This window comes from Streptomyces sp. NPDC047022 (assembly GCF_040644155.1).
Classification (GTDB): Bacteria; Actinomycetota; Actinomycetes; order Streptomycetales; family Streptomycetaceae; genus Streptomyces.
In genome coordinates this window covers 66,954-90,102 of record NZ_JBEYVV010000027.1, presented here as the reverse complement: position 1 = coordinate 90,102, position 23,149 = coordinate 66,954, and the positions used below count along the sequence as shown (strand labels likewise).

The window sequence follows — 23,149 nt, the reverse complement described above, 5'->3', positions numbered from 1 at the left end:
CTGCCTTACGCAAAGGTGCCCAGGAGCCGCCCGTACACGCCGAACACGCCCACCGCCAGCGGGAACAACGCGATCACGGCCACGGACTCCAGGGCGTCACCGGCGCGCCGCAGCCGCACCCGCACATGCTCGGCCGGTTCCACGGCCAGCGCCGCGAGGGGTACGACCGCCAGCAGCGCGAGCACGGCGACGGGGCCCGCCGCCCCGGTGCGCCCGAGCCACACCACGACCAGCCGCACCGCGACGACCGCGGCGGCGGCGAGGAGCACCACGACCTCGGCGGTGAGCGGAAAGGCGCGCGCCCTCAGCGCCAGCACCGCCGTGACGGCGATGCCCAGCAGTACCGTCCACACGGAAACCGCGTGCAGCACGAGCACACCGGCCCCGGCCGAGGAGGCGGCGAGGGCGACGACCGCCAGCGCCAGCCCACGGTGCGTGGCCGCGAGCGCGGTGGTCACGTCGTACCGGCTCACCGACACTCCTCCCGTACGCCGGTCGTCCAGCCCGGTCAGCCCCGACGCCATCGACGCCAGCCGGGGCAGCAGGCCCAGCAGGACCAGGGAGGCGACGGACAGCAGCGCACCGGCCCGGGCCCCTCCCCCGGCACCTGGCAGGGCTATGACCGCCTCCCACAGCACCAGACACCCGCCGAGCGCCCCGGAGCCGATCAGCGCGCCGCGGCCGAGCGGTGTGCACCACCCGGCGAGCAGCAGCGCGACGACCGCGGCCACCGCGACTCCCGCCAGCCGTGCCGCACCGGACCAGCCGTAGGCGTCCGCAGCCGTCCAAGCCCCGAGCGCGCCGAGCGCACCCGCGGTCACGACCAGAGTGGCGGCCGGCTGACGCCGCCCCGCCCTGCCGCACAGCACGCCCGCGACCGCGCACACACCCGCCACGGCCACCAGTCCCCCGGCTACCGTCGGCAGGGCGAACCCGGCTCGCGCCACCACCCCGGCGGCCAGCGCCCAGAACACGCCGCTCAGCCCCGCGACCACGCGCCGCACCTCAGGCCGCCAACGCCACACCCGCATATCGAGATCGTCAGCGACCTCGTCCGTCACGTCGTGCACCACGGGAGCGGACGGCGCGTCCTCGACCCGCACCAGCCGCAGCACGGCCCCGTCGGCGACACCGGCCGACTCCAAGGTGCCGTCGGGGGCCAGCGCCGACCCGTCCACGCTCACGAGGTGCCGCAACTCTGGCCGCGCGCCCACCTGGTCGTCCAACAGCCGCATGATCTCCGGCAGCAGAACGCCGACCGGTTCACGGGAGGGCAGCACGAGGTCGATACGACGCCGCTGACCGACCAGCGTGACGCGACTGAGCGCCGCACGGCCACCGGCCGTGGAACGACTCAAAGCCCCTGTGGCTACCACGTGTTCGAACCTTTCACCGAGCAGAGGACGGATCGGACGGCACAGGCGACGGCGTCAGACCTGGTGAGGAAGACGGCGATACGGCAGTACCGTACGGGTTCCTACCGACAACCCGGTGGGACACGAACGACCACCCCACGCACCCGGCGCACACCACCGCCGCGATCACGACCCCGGCGAACACCTTCCCGACCCGCTCATCCAACGACCGCCGCTGCCGCTGGACACCGAACAGCAACGCGTCACGGATCCGACGCCGCCGGACGGCAACGGACTCCAGGAGCTGGTTGTCGTAGTCGTGGGCTGTCACGGTCTTCGGCCACCTGTCTCGATAAGAACGGGCTTCGTATGGCTACGGCGCCACGACGATCAGTACCGGCCCGAGAGCTCCTCGAGGACGTCCAAAGACGAGACTTCATGAGGTACGTCCTCAACGATCAGGCCGACCTCAGACCGTGGTGGAGTCTGCGCCACCCACGCCAACGCGGCGAGAGCGCTGAGCCCTCGGCCGTGGGCAGCCCGCAGGCGTAGCAGCCATTCGGCACCCGCCTCGAATGCCTCCACTCCGGCCGCGGTTCGCGGCTCATAGCCTGCGGCCTCGTCGCCGACCGAGGCCCAGACATAACCTATGGTCTTTCCGTCACGTCGGACCGTGAAGTAGCGCACCGGGTGCTCGGTGATCTCTTGGTATTCATCTTCGGAGGCCGGAAGCCTCGACCGGAGCAGACTCGTCCGGGCCGGAATCTCGAATGTTCCCCAGGAATCGTCGTAGGCAGGCCCTTCGATCCTCGGATCCACAAAGCCCGTCTCTGTGGGAGTCGCGTGGCGGTTCGGGTCCCCCGGTGTCGGAGCGCTGCCGAGCTGGCTAGAAATGCCCTCCAGCGCGGCGGCGAGCCGGGGCGCATTCTCCGCGAAGACCTCGGGCTGCTCCCGGTCGCGGGTGTCCGTAGTCAACCACGCGTCACTGTACGTTTCCAACGTCACCACGAGGAGACTGCTCTTCCAGATTTGCACCTGGATGGCGAACAGCTTCTCCACTCGATGTTTGTCTCCGGCCTTCAGCCAGTAGCCGGGGCATTCGATACGGACGTCGACGACGAAATCACCTTCGAGGGCATCGGCCTCGGCCGCCGCACGCGAGAGAGCCGTTCCAGGGGATAGCGGTTCCGGTTCCAGGCTCAGGCCACAAGCCCGGACTCGCACGTCCCGCATGTCGGCCACGGAGCGCATCGAAAGACTGACCTTGCCTGCCGGGCTCGCCAGTCCATACCTGGCCAGGACATTCCAGACCGCCACGGCGGTCTCCACAGCACGCGCGGGCCGGATTCCATCAGCGCTCAGCGTGACTTCCCAACTCCAGTCGCCGATAGGTTCAGAGGTGATCACAGCATGTCCTTGGGGTCGAGCTTGCTCCCGGGCGGAATAACGAGGTTTCCATCCTCGAGACGTATGACGAACGTGATGCCTTCGCCCTTGGGACCGCGCCCGCCGCAGTGGATGTCCATGAGGGCATCGTAGGAGCCGTTGGACATCCAGTCCGCACGTGTTCCCCGGCCTCCGTCCACGAGCAATATGTGGTGGTCAGCTTCGGCCAACGCCAGCTGAAGCAGGTACTTCCCCCTGGTCACTTCGCCCACCGGATCCTGGGGGTCGTTGAGGTGTTTCATCTGATAGGCGTAGACGTCACCAGAGTCATCCGCTATACGGATGTCCATATCGGCGCCCACTGGGTACTTCTGCTCGAAGTCGATGGCGTGAGCGGGAACGCCGCTCTTGACCAGATCGTCCGCGAAGATCAGCTGGTCGGCACCGGGTTGGAACATCTGCGCTTTGTTCGCTCCCAGCGACGAAACGACCTGCCCGTACTCGTCGCTCCGATTGAACTGCCCGGAGCCGATGATCTCGGCGACCCGTTGACCGTCAGGTTCCGTGGAGAGCCTTTCCATCACCCTGTCAAGAACGTTCGGCTTCGGCCGCTTCTTGCCCGGGATCCCCTTGACCGCGTCTCGGACTCGTTGCTCAGCTTCCCCTCCGCGAGCCATGGGCCGACCCTCGCCATCGGGCAAGGCCCCGTGCAGGGCAGCGGGCGGATTGCCGTCGGCCCCGACGTGATCGCCGCCCGCGCCATGTCCGTGGTTCTGGCCGTCCGGCCAGTCGCCACCGGCGTTGCCACCGCGACCACCAGCACCGGCATACTCAGGGCCGTGTCCGCCTGCGGACTCACTGGAGTGGCCATGGCCTCCATGCGCCGCGTCCTCACCCCTGCTGCTTGTGTCACCGGCATTGTGGCCAGCTTGAGGCAAAGTGCTGTCGCCGATAGTCCCCCCGGCCTCGCCCGTCCGAGCACTGGCACCGACTAGTTCGTGCTCGCCGGACGAAGAGTCAACAGCGCGATCAGCTGAGGCAGGCTCGTGCACAGAGGGGCGAGCCTCGGACATGCCGTCCGAGCCGAGGCCAATGACGTGGCCATGCTCGTCGTAAGCGATGAACCTGCCGTCCTCGATGACGAGCTTCGAGCCGTCAGAGAGTTGCAGGACGCTGTGCGGGCCGCGCAGTTCGGGGATCCTGTTCGCGCCGCGCAGGTTCGCGGTGACCTCGGCGATCTTGGGTATGGCGCGTCCCGCCACCTTGGTCGTGGCGTTGACCGGGTCGATGGCCTCCCCGATTTTCGCGACCGTGGCGGCGGCCTTGGCGGCCGTGCCCGCCTTGCCCGCGGAGGCCACCTTGAGCGGGCCGGCGCCCAGGGTGAGGCCGTTGAAGACGACCGTGGCGGCGGCCCGGGCCGGGTTCTCCTTCCACTGGTCCCAGGCGACCAGGGACTTGGCGAACTCCTTGGCGTACGCCTTGCTGCCCTGGATGTAGTCGTCGTGAGTGGCTGAGGCGGGCTTCCGGCCGCCGGAGTCCATGAGGTAGGCCTGCGCCCCGACCACCGCCCGGAACATGCCTTTCCAAGAGTCCTTGAAGGCCTGCGGGCCGTTGGCGCCGAACAAGGCGGAAAAGCCGTCGAAGGTGCCCCAGACGTTGTCGACGATCAGCCCGTCCCAGACGAAACTCTTGAGGTAGTAGCCGTAGTCGTGCGGATCCAGCAAGGTGTGGGACTGGCTCACCGGCGTGCCCCAGGGCAGCTCCTTGGCGTGGTCGAGCACGTCGGGGCTGTAGCCGTAGAACTTCGCGCCGATCGGCTTGAGCTGTCGGCTGCCGGTGTTGATCACGTACTGGGTGCCGCCGACCAGCGCCGTGATCTTGTTGTTGCAGGCGACCTCCGCTGCCGCGAACTGCGCCTGCGCGACGTTCACCTCATGCATCAGAGCCCGGTCCTCGTGGACCTTGTCCGCATCATGGGTCCAGTCCATGCCGTACTGATCGTGGCCGGCCGGGAGCGACGCGACGAAGGCGGCGGCCCGGCTCTTCAGGGCTTCGAGTCGCTTGATGATGGGCGCGACCTCGATCGCGTAGTCGGACAGGGCGTCCGCGACCGTGGCGACCTTGTCCGCGAAGGAGTCGGCCGCGTCCCGGGCCGGTGCGGTCGAGGCGAACAGCGCGTCCGCCTCGGGGGCCTGGTAAAAGGCCGACAGTCCATGGAACCGCCTGTCCGCGTCGCCACCGGCCTGGCGGATGTCATCGGCATGGCACCGCAGGGCCCGGACATGATTGTCCAGCTGCCCCAGATCGCCGGTGAACAGCGGAATGTCCTCCGGTTCGATCACGGGCGGTCCGCCCTTTCCTTGAGAATCGAAGCCCGCCACCCGCCCGCCATGTCCGGCTCCACCACGCGGGCTGCCTGGCGCTGCGCCTCGGCCGCCATCTCCAGGTCTCCGTCCTCGTACTTCACGGTGGCCTCCGCCGCACCGTTCACCGACCTCACGACACGCGCGCCGATGGACCGAAGCTCGTCCGCCGTGCCTTCGAAGAACTCCGCGAGGGCGGCGGCGACCAGCCCGGGCTGCCCCTTGTGCTCCCCGCTGGCCCCACCCGGAGCAAGCGTCCCGGCCGAGGTGGCCGCGCCCTCCACATCACCGGAGTACGCCTCGACGACGCCCTCCAACGCGCCCATGATCTCGGTGACATGGGAAAGCACGGTGCCGACCCCGGAAGGATCTATGTCCCACCTTGTCAAGCCCAACTCCCGTGAAATGCCCGCGCGTTACGCGGGACTCCGAACATCCCTGGCGTCAGCCGATGTTGTCGACGGCAGCCCTTGCCTTGGCCAGGGTCGACTGCGCGGTCCCGTCGTTCTGCTCCAGCGTCGTCCGGACGAGCCGGATGATCTCCCGGACCTCGTCGGCAGCGTGCTGCCAGCGGATCTCCTTGCCGTGGTATTCCTCGGCCACGCCATCCGCGGTGAAGTCGGCCATCGCGGCCTTCACCGCACGGTCACGGTCGTTCAGGACGCGCTCAAGCTGCCCGATGACACCCGCGAGACTTACCTGCACCTCGGCGGAGGCGCCGGTGTCGTACGAGCGGCGGTCCTGGTTCTGGCCCATGATTGAGTTCCCCCTCGGAAACGAAAGGCAGTGACGGTGAGGACGGCTTCGCCGGCTGCTACCGCGCGCCGAAACGGGCGGCGTCGAAGTTGGCCGCGCCCATGTTCTGGTGCGCGTTGTCGCGCAGCTCCCCGTCGCCGGTGCCGAACGCGGTGTCCATGCCGGACTGACCGCCCAGGATCGCGCTCAGCGAGCTGTTCAGATCAGCGGTCACCCCGTCGGCATGCGCCTTGAACGCGTCGAACGCCGCCTTCCCCGCACCGTTGAACTTTCCCTCAAGCGGCTCGGCCGACTGGATCAGCAGCTTGATCAGCGTGCCCAGGTCCTCGCTCGAGCCTGCGGTGCTCCTGCCGAGCTGCGACAGCGTCGTCGACCCCATGTCGAACTTCATCAACCCACCCCCGTACGCATGTTGGCATCGAACATTCTCTCGCCCAGTCCATTGCAGATGCAATGCAATATGGGTCGATTGGCGTGATCTGACCCATGGGGCGGAGGGGGCCCGAGTGGATCCGGCACCTGAGAACGCCGACGAGAGCGGCGTCAGGGGCGGGGTGGCGCGATGCTCACTCTTTCGAGTGGCTTGGGCGGGCGGCTTATACCTGAACAGGCCCCACTTCCGGGCGGAAAAGCGGGGGAACGCGAGGTCCCGCCACCCATTGGGAGGTAGGAAGGGTCCGGCGCTTCGGCATCATGCGTCACGAGAACGTCGCGGAGCGTGTACGAAGTGGACGAAGTGACCCGTGCGCGCACCGCGGAGTGCGCCTCGCGGAATCGCGGAACGTCACAGCCGTACGTAGGGAGTGCCGGGTGAGTCAGCCGGAGATGCAGCCCGAGGGTCCGCTCCAGGACGGGCGGGACGAGGGTGCGGCGGGGCCCCGGCCGGAGGACCTCACGGGGCGGCCGTTTCCGCACGGCGACTGGGGGGAGCCCGCCCAGCGGCTGGACGAGCTGTACCGGTGGGTGGAGTCCCGGGCGCTGGAGACGGCGGACTGGTATCTGGCGAACCGGGTGTGGAAACGGCGGGGCGCGCTGGTGCTGCGGACCGGCGCCGCGGCCGGGGCGGTCTGCGGGGCCGCGCTGCCCCTGCTCGATCTGACCGAGGTGGTGGGCGGTGTCGCGCCCTGGGCCTATCTCTGCCTGCTGCTCGGGGCCGCGTGCGTCGCGGCGGACCGGTTCTTCGGGGTGACGTCCGGCTGGATGAGGGACGTGGCGACCGCGCAGGCAGTGCAGCGGCGGCTGCAGGTACTCCAGTTCGACTGGGCCTCCGAGAGCGTGCGGGAGGTGCTGGGGCCGACCGAGGGGACCGCCGGGGAGGCTGCCGAGCGGTGCCTGTCGGTGCTGCGGCGGTTCTCCGAGGATGTGACGGAGCTGGTGCGGGCCGAAACGGCGGACTGGATGGTGGAGTTCCGGGCCCGCTCGGGGCCGCTCGGCATCCAGGCCACGGGAGTGACCACGCCCCGGGCCGAGGGAGTGGTGCCGAGCAGGTTCGCACCGCCCACCGGCGCCCGGCCCAATATGCCGCGGCAGCGCCCTCCGGAGCCTAGGTGACCCCGTCCGCGCACAGCGGCAGTACCGCCGGTGCGGAGCACGGCAGATGGCCGTGCTCCCGGATCACGGTTTCGCCGACTCCCTGGCCGAGGTAGGCGAGGAACCCGGCGGCGAGGGAGTCGGCCGGGGGACGGCCGTAGGTGTAGGCGTACTCGACCCCTCGGTACGGGTAACCGCTTCTGCCGTGCTCGATGTCCCCGACCGAGGCCATGGCACCGTCCAGGGCCACCCTGCGCACACCCTTGTGGCCGAGGGCGAGGTCGAGCTCGCTGTAGCCGATGGCACCGGGGACCTGGGCCACCTTGTCAAGCACCTCTTCCGTGGAACCGAGTTCGCAGCGCGTCACGGGCGCCGACCGGTCGTCCTTGTGGACGCAGTCCAGCGATGTGCTGGGAGCCCGCTCCCAACTGCCCAGCACCCGCCGCTGGAAGATCTGCCGTGTGCCGGAGTCGGCGTTGCGGCTGACGAGGATCACCGGCAGTCCGGGCAGCCGGGGATCGAGCTGGCTCCAGCGGGTGATCTGGCCGCGGTAGATGCGGCGTACGTCGTCCAGGGACAGACCGTGCCCCAGGTCGAGGCCCCCGTTCACGACGAGTGTGAAGGCCAGCACCGCCACCCGGTTCGCGACGAGTGGGCGCGACGACGTCCCGTCGGCCGAGGGGCCGTCGGAGAAGGCGATCACGGACGGTGATCCCTTCGACCGGGCGCCCTGGTCCGAGAGTCCGGCGGCGCCCGCCTCGCTGCCGCGCGCGTCCACCGTGATGTCGGCGCCCGCGCACTTCTTCTCGTAGTCCTTCGCCACCTCCCGCACCACGGGTGCGAAGGCCGTGGAACCGGTGACCGTCAGTGCGCCGCGGGCGCAGTCCATCGGGGGCGGGTTGTCGTCACGGGCGACGACGATCCCGGCGAGCGTGACGACGCTGAGGGTGAGCGTGATGCTGATCAGCCGGGCGGCCCGGCTGAACAGGGGCGGCGTTTCGTCGGGCGTGGCACTGCGGTTGGGGTGCACCTCGCCTTCGCGGATGCCGCCCGTGAGCCGGATCGCCCGGCCCACGTCACCGCCCGACAGCAGCACCAGCAGTTTGAAGTGCTCGCCTCCGTTGAGCGGGACGCGGGGGATGTGCAGCCTGTTGCCCTCGTAGCCGAAGCCGCGCTCCGGGGTGAAGTGGTCCATGAGATGGTCGGCCTCGGTCGGCTGGGTGACCGAGACCCCGCGGATGGTGCGGTCGGTGAACACCGCGGTCAGGCCGTGCTGTTCGGGCCCGGTGTAGTCGTCGCCGTCGATGCCCTGCGAGCCGTCGTTCTCGATGCGCAGGAGCACGAGCGTCGCGTCCACCATGCCCGGCGTCTCGTCGAAGAGCCCCAGGCGTCTGTTCGGGCGCCCCGAACGGACGTCGTCGCCTATGGGGTTGTCCATCTGGACGCGGTAGCCGATGCGCTTGCGGCGCGGTACCCGGCGCTCGTACCAGACCATGACGCCGGAGGCGACGATGCCGAGGACCGCGGTCCCCACGGCCACGATGTTCTCCGCGCTCAGCCACTCCACCGTGGGTCCCCCGCCGCTTGCCCAGCCGGTCGTGGGGTCACGCTACGACCGTTCGGCGAGGTGCGGCAGCAAGCACCCGTCGAAGTTCATATGACGTTCAACCAGCCTCTGGGTGAAGGAACTTCAGCCAGTCTTCGTGTACGTCAAGGACTCGCCGGTACTCGCGTTCACACGCTTGAGGCTTCCGCTCGGCAGGACCGTCAGCTGTGTCGCGGCGCCCGGGGTGCAGGACGCGCCCGGCTCGCCGACCGTGACCGTGGACGGGCCGATCTCCAACGAGCCGTCGGCGGCGGGCGCTTGGGCCAGCTTCGCCTCGAACACGCAGTGGTACGAGCCGCTGCTCGTCGGGCCGTCCGCCGTCAGGGAGAGCACCGTGTCGCCCACCTCGCCCTGCTGGATGACCAGTTGGCGGGTGCTGTGCCCGTTGGTGTTGTCGATGACCGCGGTCCAGGTGCCGAGGTAGGCAGCGGGGACGGCGCCTCCGTCCGGGGACCGGGAAGCGGTGCTCCCGGTGTCCGGGGAGGAGGGCGCGGTCGTGCCGGGTGCGGAGTCGTGGCTCTTGGGTCCGGCGGAGGTCCGGGACGCGCCCGGGGCGCCGCTCTTCCCCGTGCCACTGCCCTGCATCAGCGCGTACACCGAACCGCCCGCGCCGAGCGCGACCACCAGCGCGGCGACGATCAGCGCGGTGGTGGCCCGGCCGCTGCGGCTCCGGGGTGCCTCCGGCGCCGGGGCGCCGTAGCCCGGGGTGGCGTAGCCCGGGGTGCCGTAGCCCTGAGTGCCGTAGCCGGTCCCGGTGTACGGGGGTGGTCCGTACGGCGGTGTCGACCCGAGGGCGGGCCCCTGCCCGGGACCCGGAGCGGCGCCCCAGCCTCCGGAGCCGTAGGCGCCGTACCCCTGGTGCGGGTGGGGGTGCTGCTGCTGCGGATAGCCGTAGGCCGGGTGAGCAGGCTGGGAGGGCTGGGACGGCTGGGCGAAAGGGGTCCCTGGCGGGGTGCTCGGCGGAGGGGTGTGCCCGGATCCCGTGATCATGGTGGGCATCCGGTCGACCCCGGACGGGGGGCCGGGCGGGGGAGGCGCGGCGCCTGCCCGGTCGTCGGCCGCGGGGGCGTGCTGGGGCGCGGGGGCTTGCTGAGGCGCGGAGGCGTGCTGGGGCGCGGAGGCGTGCTCGGGCGCCGCGGGGGCGTGCTCGGGCGAGGCGTCGGGGGGCGTGACCGCCGGGGTCTGCTTGGTGAGGTCCACCCGCGCCTGCGGGTCGCTCGCGCCAGGGGCCACCGATGCCTGCGAGGCGTCCTCGACGGAGACCGCCGTGCCGCCCGGATGCGCCCGGCCTCCGGCCCCCATCGCCTCCTCCGGGTCCTCCGCGTCCAGCAACCGCACGGCATGGCGCCCGAGTTGGGCAACCAGGGAGCCGGGCAGCCAGGGATCGCGGCTGCGGCCACCGGAGACCGTGTCCTCGGCGCCGGTCCGTTCCAGGATCTGGGCGGGCGTGGGCCGGGCGGCCGGGTCCTTGTGCAGACAGGCCCGTACGAGGTCGGCGAGCCCCTCGGGCATGCCGTCGAGGTCGGGCTTCTCCTGCGCGATGCGGTACATCAGCGCGTGCACCCCGCTGTTCGCCGCGCCGAAGGGAAGGCTGCCCGTGGCGGCGTACGCGAGGACGGAGCCCAGACAGAAGACGTCGCACGCCGGCGTGATGCGGTCCCCGCGCACCTGCTCGGGCGCCATGAAGCCGGGGGACCCGACGAGCGCGCCGGTCCGGGTGAGCCCGTCGCCGCCGAGGGTCTCCAGGGCACGGGCGATACCGAAGTCGATGACCCGGGGCCCGTCGATCGTCACCAGGACGTTGGACGGCTTGAGGTCGCGGTGGATGAGCCCGGCCGCGTGGATGTCCTGAAGGGCGTGGGCGAGCCCGGCGGCCAGGATGCGCACGGAGCGCTCCGGCAGGGCTCCGTGGTCCTGCGAGACGACACTGTGCAGGCTCGGGCCCGCGACATAGCCGGTGGCGACCCACGGGATGTCGGCCTCGGTGTCGGCGTCGAGAACGGGCGCGGTCCAGTACCCGCCGACCTGCCGCGCCGCCTGCACCTCCTGCCGGAAGCGGGCGCGGAACTCCTCCTGCTCCGCCAGCTCCCGCCGTACGAGTTTCACCGCGACGGTACGGCCACGGCCGGACCGGGCCAGATACACCCGCCCCATGCCGCCGGCCCCGAGCCGTGCGAGCAGCCGATAGGCCCCGATCCGCTGCGGATCCCCCGCATGCAGCTTTTCCATCGCCGCGTCCACCTGCCCCCCTGCCGCCCCAAGCCCCTGAGAAAGCCGAGAATAGTGCCGACGCGTGAGGAGTCGGAAAGATCGCCGTCTACGGTTCAGTAACAGGTCGAACAGGTATCGGAACGGCATGCGTCGACACACTGTCGCGTTCCTGCCCGGACCACAGACATGACGCCGATGTCGCGTCCGCATCCCGGACACCTACTCTTCGGCGCATGACCCTTCAGACCGACCCCCAGGCCGGCGCAGCCGTCAAGGCCGCGGACCGTGCGCACGTCTTCCACTCCTGGTCAGCGCAGGAGCTCATCGACCCGCTCGCCGTCGCCGGTGCGGAAGGGTCCTACTTCTGGGACTACGACGGCAACCGCTATCTCGACTTCACCAGCGGCCTCGTCTTCACCAACGTCGGCTACCAGCACCCGAAGGTCGTCGCCGCGATACAGGAGCAGGCCGCGACCCTGACCACGTTCGCGCCCGCGTTCGCCGTCGAGGCCCGTTCGGAGGCCGCCCGGCTGATCGCCGAGCGCACCCCGGGCGACCTCGACAAGATCTTCTTCACCAACGGCGGCGCCGACGCGATCGAGCACGCCGTGCGCATGGCGCGCATCCACACCGGCCGGCCCAAGGTGCTGTCCGCGTACCGCTCCTACCACGGCGGCACCCAGCAGGCCGTGAACATCACCGGTGACCCGCGCCGCTGGCCCTCCGACAGCGGGTCCGCGGGGGTGGTGCACTTCTGGGCGCCGTTCCTGTACCGCTCACGGTTCTACGCCGAGAACGAGCAGCAGGAGTGCGAGCGGGCCCTGGAGCACCTGGAGACGACGATCGCCTTCGAGGGGCCCGGGACCATCGCCGCGATCGTCCTGGAGACCATCCCCGGGACCGCCGGGATCATGGTGCCGCCGCGCGGCTATCTCGCGGGGGTCCGCGACCTGTGCGACAAGTACGGCATCGTCTTCGTTCTCGACGAGGTGATGGCCGGGTTCGGGCGCACCGGTGAGTGGTTCGCGGCGGACCTGTTCGAGGTGACCCCGGACCTGATGACGTTCGCGAAGGGCGTCAACTCCGGTTATGTCCCGCTCGGCGGTGTCGCCATCTCCGGGAAGATCGCGGAGACCTTCGGCAAGCGGCCCTACCCGGGCGGTCTGACGTACTCCGGGCACCCGCTGGCCTGCGCCGCGGCGGTGGCGACGATCAAGGTGATGGCCGAGGAGGGCGTCGTCGCGAACGCGTCCGTCGTCGGGGCGCAGGTCATCGAGCCGGGGCTGCGGGCGCTCGCGGAGCGGCACCCCTCGGTGGGCGATGTGCGCGGTGTGGGCATGTTCTGGGCGCTCGAGCTGGTGAAGAACCGGGAGACCCGGGAGCCGCTCGTGCCGTACAACGCGGCCGGTGAGGCCAACGCGCCCATGGCGGCGTTCGGCTCCGCCGCGAAGGCGAACGGGCTGTGGCCGTTCGTGAACATGAACCGTACGCATGTCGTTCCGCCCTGCACCATTACCGAGGCTGAGGCCAAGGAGGGGCTTGCTGCGCTGGATGCGGCGTTGGCTGTGGCTGACGAGTTCACGTCGTAGCCTGCGGCTCGCTGAGGGGGGCGCGTCGGGCGGCTGCGGCTTCGTGGGTTTTTTGCGCAGTTCCCCGCGCCCCTTATCGGCCGTTGTGCGGCTACGGCGGTGTCGTGGGTTTTTTGCGCAGTTCCCCGCGCCCCTTATCGGGCGTCGTGCGGCTGCGGCGGTGTCGTGGGTTTTTTGCGCAGTTCCCCGCGCCCCTTATCGGGCGTCGTGCGGGTGCGGCGGTGTCGTGGGTTTTTGCGCAGTTCCCCGCGCCCCTTATCGGGCGTCGGGTTGTGTGGGTGTCCGTGGTTCTTGGAAGGCGGGCTTGGGCTGGGGTGGAGGTGCACCGCGTAAGGTGGCGTGCTGCTCGACCATGAGTACGTCACCTACGCGGATGGGGGATCCCGAGCACGATGGCCGGTCATGGCGCCGTTACCCGTAACACCTTGCGGCAGCAGATCGCGGACGCGCTTCGTGACGAGGTGCTGGCCGGCCGGTTGCAGCCGGGGCAGGCGTTCACGGTGAAGGAGATCGCCGAGCAGTACGGCGTCTCCGCGACCCCCGTCCGCGAGGCCCTGGTCGATCTGTCGGCCCAGGGGCTCCTGGACTCCGTCCAGCACCGCGGCTTCGAGGTTCACGCGTACTCCCTGGAGGACTACCGGGGGATGATCGAGGCCCGCGGTCTCGTCACCGAAGGGATCTTCCACCGCCTGGCCGCGGGCGAGTGGGACACCATCACCGCCGATCCCGGCTACCTCGACGCCCTCGCCGCCGTGCGCCGCCGCGGCGAGGAGGCCCAGCGTGCCGCGACGGCCGGTGAGCTGAACATCCTCATCGGCTACGACCTGCGCTTCTGGCGCGAACTCGGCGGCCTGTACGGCAACCCGTACCTCTCCGACTTCCTGCACCGCCTGCGCGTGCAGTCCTGGGTCTGCACGGTCCAGCATCTGCGCGGGGCCACCGACCTCAGGGGCCGGCTGTGGGCCGGGCACACCGAACTGGTGGACGCCCTCACCCGCAGCGACCCCGCCGCCGCCCACGCCGTCGTCGCCGCGTACAACGCGCACTCCCTCGCGCTCCTCGACCGCCGGGACGCCGAATGAGCGCAGAGGTGGCCACCGACGTCATAGAGGACATGCGGGCCATCGCCATCGACCTGTCCATCGTCGTCCCCGCCTACAACGAGGAGACGCGGCTCGGACCCACCCTCGACGCGATCACCGCGTACCTGTGCGAGAACGAGGGCCGCTTCGGCACATGGGAGCTCCTCGTCGTGGACGACGGCTCCACCGACGACACCCGGGACATCGTCGGCGCCGCCGCGGCCCGCGACCGGCGCGTGCAGCTCGTCACCAGCCCCCGCAACCATGGCAAGGGCCACGCTCTGCGCCTCGGCGTGCTCGCCTCCTCCGGCCGCCGCGTCCTGGTCACGGACGCGGACCTCGCCGCCCCGATCGAGGAGCTGGAGAGTCTCGACAAGGCGCTCGCCGACGGCCACTCGGCGGCGATCGGCTCCCGCGCGGTGCCGGGCGCGAACATAGTGCGGCACCAAAGCCGCGTCCGCGAGGCTCTGGGGTGGGCCGGAAGCCTGCTGATACGCCGGATCGCCCTGCCCGGCATACGGGACACGCAGTGCGGCTTCAAGCTCTTCGACGGGGACCGCGCCCGGGAGGCGTTCGCCGACTCCCGGCTCAGCGGCTGGGGCATCGACGTGGAGATACTCCAGTACTTCCGGCGCGCGAAGTGGCCGGTCGCCGAGGTGCCCGTGCAGTGGGAGCATCAGCCCGGCTCCAAGATCCGCCCCCTCGACTACGCCCGCGTCCTGGCGGAACTCACCACCCTCAAGGTCCGCTCCGTCCGGCCCGCCGACCTCCTCGCGATCACGGTCTTCCTGCTGATGGCGGTGGGTCTGTACGCGGGCCGCTGGGCCGACCCGAACCACCGCTACCTCCCGGACTCGATCCAGGACCAGAACCAGTGGGAGTGGTTCTTCGCGGTCACGGCCGACAACGTGACCCACCTCCGCAACCCCCTCTTCACCACCCTCCAGGGCTTTCCCGACGGCGTGAACCTCATGGCCAACACGGTCATGCTCGGCCTGACCGTCCCCCTGACCCCCGTCACCCTGCTCCTCGGGCCCGCGATCACCCTCGCGCTCGTGATGACGCTCGGGCTGGCCGCCACCGCCGCCGCCTGGTACTGGCTGATCGTGAAGCGGGTCGTACGGTCCCGGGGCGCGGCCTTCACCGGCGCCGCGCTCGCCGCCTTCGCTCCCCCGATGGTCAGCCACGCCAACGCCCACCCGAACTTCATCGTCCTGTTCATGATCCCGCTGATCATCGACCGCGCGCTGCGGCTGTGCGCGGGCACCCGGGTCGTACGGGACGGGTTGGTCCTCGGCCTGATGGCGGCGTACCAGATCTTCCTCGGGGAGGAGCCGCTGCTCCTGGCGTCGCTCGGGATGGCCCTCTTCGCCGGCGCGTACGCGGTCGTACGACGTGACGTCGCCCGAGCCGCCGCGTTCCCCCTGCTCCAGGGCCTCGCGACCGGCGCGGTGGTCTGCCTCCCCCTGGTCGCGTTCCCCCTGTACTGGCAGTTCCACGGGCCGCAGAGCTACGCGAGCGTGTTCCACGGCGTCAACACGGGCAACAGCCCGCTCGCCCTGTTCTCCTTCGCCGAGCGCTCCATGGTCGCGGGCAACGAAGCCAGGGCGAACGCCCTCTCCCTGAACTCCACCGAGCAGAACGCCTTCTACGGCTGGCCCCTGATCCTCCTCGCCTTCGCCTTCACAGTACGGCTGTGGGAACACGCCCTGGTCAAGGCGCTGGCGTTCACCGCGGTCGCCGCCGCGCTCCTCTCCCTCGGCCCGCGCTTCAGGATGCCGCTCAGCGACTCCACGGTCCCCGGCCCCTGGGCCCTGTTCGCGAAGGCGCCCCTGTTCGAGTCGGTCATCGAGGGCCGGGTCGCGATGGTCTGCGCGCCCGCGCTCGGGATGCTGCTGGCGGTTGCGATCGAACGGCTGGCGCGCACACCGGACATCGGCAAGCAGTTCATCGGCCTCACGGCGGTCGCGGCGGCCCTCATCCCGATCATCCCGGCCCCGCTGAAGACGGTCGAGCGGGCTCCGCTCCCCGCCTTCATCGCGGACGGTACGTGGCGCTCGTACGTGGGCAAGGACGAGACGCTCGTACCGATCCCGCTCCCCGACTCGGGCAACGCGGAGGCACTGCACTGGCAGACCGCGACCGGCCTCGCGTTCAAGCTGCCAGGCGGCTACTTCAACGGCCCCTGGGGCCCCCAGCGCATCGGCATCTACACCGACTCGCCCCGCCCCACGACCAGCATGCTGCGCGACATCAGCTTCACCGGTACGGCCCCCACGATCGGCAAGGACTGGCAGGCGCAGGCACGCGCCGACTTCGCCTACTGGAAGGCGGGCGTGCTGGTGCTGCCCCCGCAGCTGTACCAGGACCAGTTGCGCCGGACGGTGGACGAGCTGGTGGGGCGGCCCGGGAAGTGGGTCGGCGGGGTGTGGGTATGGGACCTGCACGATTGAGGTGCCACCGCTGAGACGCGGCGCCGCCGTGGCCATTACGCTGCCTGCACCACCCCGATAAGCCATCCCGATAAGTCGAGGAGCTTACTGTTGGCCTGTGACCTGTGGCTGGTCCCGCTCGTCGACGTGCTGTGCCATACCCCCGACAATCCGTTCGCGGAAGAACTCGCCCTCTACGACAAGGTGCTGGGCGAGGCGGGGCTGCCGCCGGTGCCCGTGTACCAGTACATGCCGGGGCTGACCGGCGAGGTCGCGCCGGTCGCGGGCTTCGACTACGACGCGCTGCACTTCCTGCGCCGCGCCTACCTCCTCCAGGTCTGCGGGCTCGCCGTGACCCCGGTGGACGAGCTGGGCGGCGACTACCAGCAGCTCCTCGAGATGTTCGAGACGACGGCCCAGCAGTCCCATCTGGTCTGGCACTACGACCACGCGGGCGCGTATGTCCCGGTGGACTTCCCGAGCCCGCTGGCGAACGACGAACTCCTCGCGAGCGGAGGCCCCTTGGGCTCCTCCCACGCTCTGCTGCGGGAGCTGGAGACCGTGGGACCGGCGATCGGCATCGACCCGGCGAACCCCCCGATGGCACCCGCTCCCCCTTCGGCGCCCACGGCCCTGGAAGAACCCGCGTCCCCGGCCCCGTACGACCCGAGCCCCTTCGCCCGCGAACGGCATGTGTGGCTCGGCCTGCACGCGGCGGTGACCCGCAGCCTCGCCCAGGGCTCGATGATCGTCTTCAGCTGAGCCCGGACTCGGCCTCCCCCAGGATGATGCTGCGCAGCAGCAGCGTGTGCACGAACCGGTCCGGAGCGGTGGGCGGATAGCGCCAGGACAGCGGCCAGGTGTGCCCCCTCGTCGCGGGCGTCGACCCTCCAGAACGGTCGGAAGCCGATGTGGAGTGCCGCTTACCGGTCGAGTTCGTTTGAGTTCGGTTGAGTTCGGGGGTGACCGCAATGGCGCGGGAAGAGAACAAGTCCGAGGCGGGTGTCACGGCACATCTGGTGGCCGCCATGGTGAAATCGCTGCGCGTGAAGCTCGGGCTGACACAGGAACAGCTCGGCAAGAAGACGGGGTACTCGGGCGCCGCGATCAGCGCCCTGGAGAGGTGTACGCAACCCCCCCAGCGACCAGATGCTGGTGGCACTGGAGAGGGAGATCGGGGGTGGGCTGGGGTTCTTCGAGGAGGCGCGGAAGTGGATGCTCCTGGAGAAGTACCCGGCCCGGTTCCGGGGCTTCTACGGAATGGAGAAGGAAGCCGTCACGATCTGCTCGTACAAGACACTGCTGGTGGACGGCCTGTTCCAGACCGAGGACTACTCGCGGGCACTGATCGGTGGCAGCTATCCGCCGGTGTCCGAGCAGAAGCGTGAGGAGTTGGTCGAGGCACGGATGGCGCGCAAGGCCCTCTTCGACCGGGACCCTCCCCCGATGATCGAGCTGATCCTCGAAGAGAGCGTGCTGCGGCGGCCGTTCGGGTCCTGGGACGTGCTGAAAGAGCAGTTGCTGTCGCTGGCGAAAGACGCGCGGAGGGACAACGTCTGCATCCAGATCCTTCCCACGGAACGCGGGCTGCGCGGCACGTACGCAGGCGACCGGGGCGCCATGAAACTGCTGGAGACCAAGGACCACGAGCACGTCGTGTACATGGAGATCGAGGATCAGGGCATCCTGATCAGCGAACCGGAAGAGGCGTCCCAACTGGCCCACAGATATGCGAAGATCCGGTCACAGGCTCTGGGTCCCGACGAGTCCCTGAACCTCATCGAACGGTTGGCAGGGGAGATGCAATGACCGGCACCGGTGGCCTTCGGTGGTTCAAGTCCAGCTACAGCGACGGCGGCGGTGGCGACTGCGTCGAAACCGCCTACACCTGGCACAAGTCCTCATACAGCAACGACAGCGGCGGCCAGTGCGTCGAAGTCGCCTCCTGCCCCCGCACCGTCCACATCCGTGACTCCAAGAACCCGGACGGGCCGGGCCTCACCGCCTCGCCCGCCGCGTGGGCCGACTTCCTGGTCCACGCGGCGGGGTGAGGGTGAGGGAGCGGTCCGGGATCAGAACACCGGCGTTCCGGCCTGCGTGAGCTTCCAGTTGGTGACCGCGAAGTCGGCCGGGTTCAGGCTCTTCTTCGCCGTGACGTAGTCGATCATCAGCTGGCGGATCTCGTTGGTCGAGCTGTACGCGATCGGCGCCGCGGCGATGTGCGGGTAGCCCGAACCGCCGTTCGCCCGGTAGTTGTTGACGGCCACGACGAAGACCTGGTCGTCGGCGACCGGGGCGCCGTTGTAGGTGAGGTTCTTGATGCGGGAACCCTCGGCCTGCGCGATGTCGATGTCGTACGAGACGCCCGCCGCCGTGTCGTACATGTAGTCCCAGAAGTTGTTGGCGTTGGTGAGGGTCGCGGTGTCGACCTTCGTGCCGCTCGGGACCTGGTGGTAGTACTTGGCCCCGTACTCCAGGTAGTCCTTGAGCTGGGCGCCCGTGAGCTTCTTGCCGTACAGGGTGTTGTCGTAGATGTAGAGGCCGGCGATGTCCTTGATGGTGACGCTGCCCTGCGGGATGTCGGCCGTGCGGCTGAAGGGGGCCGCGACCGAGATCAGCGGAAGCGCCGCGTCTGCGGACGAGAGGCCCGCCTTCACCGCGTCCATCTGGACCTGCTGGATGAAGTCCATGATCGGCACGTCCTTCCAGCAGGACTCCGCCGCCGAGAGGTCGGCGGTGCACGTGCCGACGGCCGTGTTCACGTACTTCACGACCAGCTCGTGGTCCGCTTCCAGGAGCTTCTTGATCTCCGGGTCCTCGTCCACCGTGTTGGGGTTGAGGGTCTGCGCCTTCTTGCCGGTGACCTTCCACTGGCCGTGGTGCAGCTCGAGCTCGAAGTCGAAGACGCTGAGGCGGTAGCCCCAGCAGTACGGCTCGGAGAGCAGGACGTCCTCGCCGGTCTCCTTGTTCTTCACCGTGTAGGACGGGACCTCGACATGGGTGTGACCGACGAGGATCGCGTCGATGCCGGGCACCTGCTCGGCGACGAGGTTGGAGGCGTTCTCGACGTAGGGGAGTTCGTCCCCGTAGGAGGAGGAGCCGTCCAGACCGGAGTGGTCGGTGAGGAAGACGACGTCGCAGCCGAGCGCGCGCAGGCGGGGCACGTACTTCTTGGCCTGCTCGACCAGTCCGGGGAACACCATCTTCCCGCTGACGTTGTCCTTGTCCCACAGGGCGATGCCGGGGTTGGTGAGACCGAGGATGCCGACCTTGATGTCCGGGGCGCCGGGAACACAGATGCGCTTCACGGTGTACGGGGCGAAGGCGGGGCGGAGCGTCTTGGCGTCGAGGGCGTTGGCGCCGAGCAGCGGGAAGTCACACTGGCTCTCGAACTTGCGCAGGGTCTCGATGCCGTAGTTGAACTCGTGGTTGCCGAGGGCGGCGGCGTCGTAGCGCATGTGGTTCATGGCCACGGCCATCGGGTGCTTGGGGCCCTTCTTTCCCTTCGAGCCGGTGATCGGTTCGACGCGGGCGAAGTAGTAGGCGAGCGAGGTGCCCTGGATGATGTCGCCGGCGTCGACCAGCAGGGTGCGGTGCTCGCCCTTCGCCTCACGCTGCTGCTTGATGAGGGTGGCGACGCGCGCCACGCCCACGGAGTTGCCCGCCTTGTCGCTGTAGGCGGCGTCCTTGTAGTAGTCCCAGTCGAAGACGTGGCTGTGCAGGTCGGTGGTGCCCAGGATGGAGAACGACCAGGTGCGGGGCTTGTGCCCGGGGGGCATGTGGTCGGGCGTGCGCTCGGCGGCCTGCGCGGGGGCGGCGGCGACGGTGCCCGCCGCGGCCACGGCCGCTCCGGTGACGGCCGACTTCTTCACGAACTCCCGGCGGTTCATGGGATTGACGGGCATTCAGCTCTCCTGGGACTCGGGTGTAGGGGGTCAACTGCGCGTGTTGTGCGGGGAGTACGGGACTACACGCGTAGATGGTCGCGGCACTCAGGTGGCGCGCGAAACCCCCAACAACCCATGTACAGGTCAAGGATGCCCCATGGAACGACCATGCCCCCGGGGCGGCCGAGGCGCCACCGGGGGCATCCAGAAGAGGTATTCGGAGTGTCACGAGGTCAGGCGGGTCACCCCGGTCCGGGGTGCGGGGACGGCGGGTGCGAGACGGGACGGCGGGTGCGGCACACCTGGTACCGGTGTGCCGCACCCGCCGTCTTGTCGGTTTCCGCGCGTGAAAGGACCCGTCAGATGAACGAGTTGATCTCGATCGTCTCGTCGCGGCCCGGGCCCACGCCGATCGCTGAGATCGGGGCGCCCGACATCTCCTCCAGGGCCTTGACGTAACTCTGGGCGTTCTTGGGGAGGTCGGCGAAGGTCTTGGCCTTCGTGATGTCCTCCTGCCAGCCGGGGAGGTACTCGTAGATCGGCTTCGCGTGGTGGAAGTCGGTCTGGGAGTACGGGAGTTCCTCGACGCGCTGCCCGTCGATCTCGTAGGCGACGCAGACCGGGATCTGCTCCCAGCCGGTCAGTACGTCCAGCTTGGTGAGGAAGAAGTCGGTCAGGCCGTTCACCCGGGTCGCGTAACGGGCGATCACCCCATCGAACCAGCCGCAGCGGCGGTCACGGCCCGTCGTCACGCCCCGCTCGCCGCCGATACGGCGCAGCGCCTCGCCGTCCTCGTCGAACAGCTCGGTCGGGAAGGGGCCCGAGCCGACGCGGGTCGTGTACGCCTTCAGGATGCCGATCACACGGCTGATCTTCGTCGGGCCCACACCGGCGCCGGTGCAGGCGCCGCCCGCGGTCGGGTTGGACGAGGTCACGAAGGGGTACGTGCCGTGGTCGATGTCCAGCAGGGTGCCCTGGCCGCCCTCGAACAGGACGACCTTGTCGTCCTCGAGGGCCTGGTTGAGGATCAGGACCGTGTCGGCGACGAACGGGCGGAGCTTGTCGGCGTAGCCGAGCAGCTCCTCGACCACCTGGTCGACGGCGATGGCGCGGCGGTTGTAGAGCTTGGTCAGGACCTGGTTCTTGACGTCGAGCGCCGCCTCCACCTTCTGGGTGAGGATCGACTCGTCGTACAGGTCCTGGACCCGGATGCCCACGCGGTTGATCTTGTCGGCGTAGGTCGGTCCGATGCCGCGGCCGGTCGTACCGATCTTGCGCTTGCCCAGGAAGCGCTCCGTCACCTTGTCGACGGTGACGTTGTAGGGCGTGATGATGTGCGCGTTACCGCTGATCAGGAGCTTCGACGTGTCGACGCCGCGCTCGTTCAGACCGCTCAGCTCGGAGAGCAGGACCGACGGGTCGACGACGACGCCGTTGCCGATGACCGGCGTACATCCGGGCGAGAGGATTCCGGAAGGGAGGAGGTGGAGGGCGTACTTCTGGTCGCCGACGACAACCGTGTGGCCGGCGTTGTTGCCGCCCTGGTATCGCACCACATAGTCCACCGAGCCACCGAGCAGGTCGGTGGCCTTTCCCTTGCCCTCGTCACCCCACTGAGCACCGAGCAGCACAAGTGCGGGCACGCGCGTACACCCCTTCCGGGCGGGGCATGTCCAAGGTCAGGGGCGCACGCGGAGGGTTCACCGCCGTGTGCACCGCGACCGCCTTTGGTCGCAAACCTTCGGACCGGATGCCCCGGAATAGACGAAGCCCCTGGCGCAATAGCGCAAGGGGCTCTTGCACAAAGATGCTACCCGAGGAAGCGAGGCAGGACCGAGGTGGCGACTTCCGACCAGCTCCTCGTGGTGATCGACCCGGTTGCCCGTCACAGCGACGGTGAGTCGGTACGGATCGCGAAAGACGTGCTCAGCGCGGGTGCGGCGACCAAGGTGTGCCTCCCTCAGGGGCCGGAGGAATTCGCCCGGGCACTGGACCGCAGGGGGTCGCGACGGCCGGTGGTGGTGGGCGACGACCGTGCCCTGCTGCGCGCGGTGACCCTGCTGCACCGGCGGCGGGAACTGACCGGCACGGGCCTGTCGCTGGTGCCGGTCGGGCCCGCGCTGTGCCTCGCGCGTTCCCTGGGGGTGCCCACGGGGGCGGTGGCGGCGGCGCGGGCCGTGCTGGACGGGGTGGAGCGGCGGCTGGACCTGCTGGTGGACGACAGCGACGGGGTGGTGCTCGGGGAACTGCGGATCCCTTCGGCGCCCTGCGAGTCCTCGGTGCCCTTGCGGCGGGACGGGGCGCCGAGCGCCGCCGGGAGGTTGCTGCGGGCACGACGGTCGCTGGTACGGAACCTGGGCCGCCCGCCCCGGCTCGCCTCCCCCGCCGCGCCTCCCGTCTCCCCCCGGCTGCGGGTGGAGGTGGACGGGGTGACGCTGGTGGACCTGGACCAGCCGCTGGCGAGGGTCTCGGTGACGCCGGGCTCCTCCGGGGCGGCGGTCGTCGAGGTGAGCCGGCTGTCGGTGGGCGCGGAGGCGGCGCCGCTCGCGGCACGGGGGCGGACCGTGACGGTGTCCGGGGCGGATTTCCGCTACCAGGCGGACGCGGTGACCGGCGGGCCGGTGCGCAGCAGGACGTGGACGGTGTGGGAGGGGGCCTGGGGGCTTACGGTGCCGGCTTCGCCTTCGGCGTAGCGGGGTCCCTGCGGGCACGCTGCGGTTCTTCGCGCAGTTCCCCGCGCCCCTATCAGGGGCGCTTCGGCACGTCCTTGCCTGCGGGCCCGCTGTGGCTGGTCGCGCAGTTCCCCGCGCCCCTATCAGGGGCGCTTCGGCACGTCCTTGCCTGCGGGCCCGCTGTGGCTGGTCGCGCAGTTCCCCGCGCCCCTTTCAGGGGCGCTTCGGCGTGCTTTTGTCTGCGGGTGTGAGGATGCGCGCGTAGCGCGCGCTCAAGGGG

Annotated in this window: 19 protein-coding genes and 1 pseudogene; 8 read left to right on the top strand and 12 right to left on the bottom strand. The window is 69.8% G+C overall.

Features of this window, described 5'->3' with window-relative positions; genetic code table 11:
- Nucleotides 1–5: 5 nt before the first annotated feature.
- Genes eccD through ABZ845_RS24410 form a run of 7 tightly spaced genes read right to left on the bottom strand, consistent with a single transcriptional unit; the run spans nt 6 to nt 6,251 of the window.
- On the bottom strand, nt 6–1,358 hold the full coding sequence (gene eccD / locus ABZ845_RS24440) for a type VII secretion integral membrane protein EccD (protein WP_360983096.1): 1,353 nt from the start codon (nt 1,356–1,358) through the stop codon (nt 6–8).
- A 31-nt stretch (nt 1,359–1,389) separates the two neighbouring features.
- Nucleotides 1,390–1,686: a hypothetical protein gene (locus ABZ845_RS24435; protein ID WP_360983094.1), complete on the bottom strand. Its 297-nt coding sequence runs from the start codon at nt 1,684–1,686 to the stop codon at nt 1,390–1,392.
- Between the two features lie 59 nt (nt 1,687–1,745).
- Nucleotides 1,746–2,762, bottom strand: coding sequence for a hypothetical protein (locus ABZ845_RS24430; RefSeq protein ID WP_360983092.1), 1,017 nt, complete (start codon nt 2,760–2,762; stop codon nt 1,746–1,748).
- Nucleotides 2,759–5,083 (bottom strand): hypothetical protein, encoded by a 2,325-nt coding sequence (locus ABZ845_RS24425; RefSeq protein WP_360983090.1) that lies wholly within the window; start codon nt 5,081–5,083, stop codon nt 2,759–2,761. Before ABZ845_RS24425 ends, ABZ845_RS24430 begins: the two co-directional genes overlap by 4 nt.
- On the bottom strand, nt 5,080–5,493 hold the full coding sequence (locus tag ABZ845_RS24420; RefSeq protein WP_360983088.1) for a DUF6507 family protein: 414 nt from the start codon (nt 5,491–5,493) through the stop codon (nt 5,080–5,082). The genes ABZ845_RS24425 and ABZ845_RS24420 overlap by 4 nt, the downstream gene beginning before the upstream one ends.
- Nucleotides 5,494–5,548: 55 nt before the next feature.
- A complete protein-coding gene (locus tag ABZ845_RS24415; RefSeq protein ID WP_360983086.1) occupies nt 5,549–5,860 on the bottom strand; it encodes a pore-forming ESAT-6 family protein in 312 nt (103 codons plus the stop codon).
- 58 nt (nt 5,861–5,918) lie between these two features.
- Nucleotides 5,919–6,251: a hypothetical protein gene (locus ABZ845_RS24410; protein ID WP_360983084.1), complete on the bottom strand. Its 333-nt coding sequence runs from the start codon at nt 6,249–6,251 to the stop codon at nt 5,919–5,921.
- A gap of 419 nt (nt 6,252–6,670) precedes the next feature.
- Between ABZ845_RS24410 and ABZ845_RS24405 the strand changes: the two genes are divergently transcribed.
- The gene (locus ABZ845_RS24405) at nt 6,671–7,411 is read left to right on the top strand and encodes an SLATT domain-containing protein (protein WP_360983082.1); all 741 of its coding nucleotides are present in this window, start codon (nt 6,671–6,673) and stop codon (nt 7,409–7,411) included.
- On the opposite strand, the gene ABZ845_RS24400 is transcribed toward ABZ845_RS24405, so the two are convergent.
- Nucleotides 7,404–8,957: a substrate-binding domain-containing protein gene (locus ABZ845_RS24400; RefSeq protein ID WP_360983081.1), complete on the bottom strand. Its 1,554-nt coding sequence runs from the start codon at nt 8,955–8,957 to the stop codon at nt 7,404–7,406. The two genes, ABZ845_RS24405 and ABZ845_RS24400, sit on opposite strands and share 8 nt — an antisense overlap.
- Nucleotides 8,958–9,080: 123 nt before the next feature.
- On the bottom strand, nt 9,081–11,225 hold the full coding sequence (locus ABZ845_RS24395; protein WP_360983079.1) for a protein kinase: 2,145 nt from the start codon (nt 11,223–11,225) through the stop codon (nt 9,081–9,083).
- 215 nt (nt 11,226–11,440) lie between these two features.
- Here ABZ845_RS24395 and ABZ845_RS24390 point away from each other — a divergent pair, with 215 nt between their 5' ends.
- The 4 genes from ABZ845_RS24390 (at nt 11,441) to ABZ845_RS24375 (ending at nt 17,072) form a co-directional block, all read left to right on the top strand.
- A complete protein-coding gene (locus ABZ845_RS24390) occupies nt 11,441–12,796 on the top strand; it encodes an aspartate aminotransferase family protein (protein WP_360983077.1) in 1,356 nt (451 codons plus the stop codon).
- A gap of 392 nt (nt 12,797–13,188) precedes the next feature.
- Nucleotides 13,189–13,878: a GntR family transcriptional regulator gene (locus ABZ845_RS24385; RefSeq protein ID WP_360983076.1), complete on the top strand. Its 690-nt coding sequence runs from the start codon at nt 13,189–13,191 to the stop codon at nt 13,876–13,878.
- Nucleotides 13,875–16,331, top strand: coding sequence for a dolichyl-phosphate beta-glucosyltransferase (locus ABZ845_RS24380; protein WP_360983074.1), 2,457 nt, complete (start codon nt 13,875–13,877; stop codon nt 16,329–16,331). Before ABZ845_RS24385 ends, ABZ845_RS24380 begins: the two co-directional genes overlap by 4 nt.
- A 90-nt stretch (nt 16,332–16,421) precedes the next feature.
- Nucleotides 16,422–17,072, top strand: a complete 651-nt coding sequence (locus tag ABZ845_RS24375) for a hypothetical protein (protein WP_360983072.1) — start codon at nt 16,422–16,424, stop codon at nt 17,070–17,072.
- Here ABZ845_RS24375 and ABZ845_RS24370 read toward each other — a convergent pair.
- Nucleotides 17,065–17,340 (bottom strand): hypothetical protein, encoded by a 276-nt coding sequence (locus tag ABZ845_RS24370; protein WP_360983115.1) that lies wholly within the window; start codon nt 17,338–17,340, stop codon nt 17,065–17,067. The two genes, ABZ845_RS24375 and ABZ845_RS24370, sit on opposite strands and share 8 nt — an antisense overlap.
- Here ABZ845_RS24370 and ABZ845_RS24365 point away from each other — a divergent pair.
- Together ABZ845_RS24365 and ABZ845_RS24360 are read left to right on the top strand one after the other, a co-directional pair.
- Nucleotides 17,282–18,119: pseudogene (locus tag ABZ845_RS24365) on the top strand (helix-turn-helix transcriptional regulator). The gene ABZ845_RS24370 and the pseudogene ABZ845_RS24365 sit on opposite strands and share 59 nt — an antisense overlap.
- Nucleotides 18,116–18,361: a DUF397 domain-containing protein gene (locus tag ABZ845_RS24360; protein WP_360983071.1), complete on the top strand. Its 246-nt coding sequence runs from the start codon at nt 18,116–18,118 to the stop codon at nt 18,359–18,361. The pseudogene ABZ845_RS24365 and the gene ABZ845_RS24360 overlap by 4 nt, the downstream one beginning before the upstream one ends.
- 21 nt (nt 18,362–18,382) lie before the next feature.
- On the opposite strand, the gene ABZ845_RS24355 is transcribed toward ABZ845_RS24360, so the two are convergent.
- Together ABZ845_RS24355 and ABZ845_RS24350 are read right to left on the bottom strand one after the other, a co-directional pair.
- On the bottom strand, nt 18,383–20,215 hold the full coding sequence (locus ABZ845_RS24355) for a 5'-nucleotidase C-terminal domain-containing protein (protein WP_360983069.1): 1,833 nt from the start codon (nt 20,213–20,215) through the stop codon (nt 18,383–18,385).
- A 341-nt stretch (nt 20,216–20,556) separates the two neighbouring features.
- Nucleotides 20,557–21,840, bottom strand: coding sequence for an adenylosuccinate synthase (locus tag ABZ845_RS24350; protein ID WP_360983067.1), 1,284 nt, complete (start codon nt 21,838–21,840; stop codon nt 20,557–20,559).
- Between the two features lie 195 nt (nt 21,841–22,035).
- Between ABZ845_RS24350 and ABZ845_RS24345 the strand changes: the two genes are divergently transcribed.
- Complete coding sequence (locus ABZ845_RS24345) at nt 22,036–22,890, top strand: diacylglycerol kinase (RefSeq protein WP_360983065.1); 855 nt, start codon at nt 22,036–22,038, stop codon at nt 22,888–22,890.
- Nucleotides 22,891–23,149 lie beyond the last annotated feature (259 nt).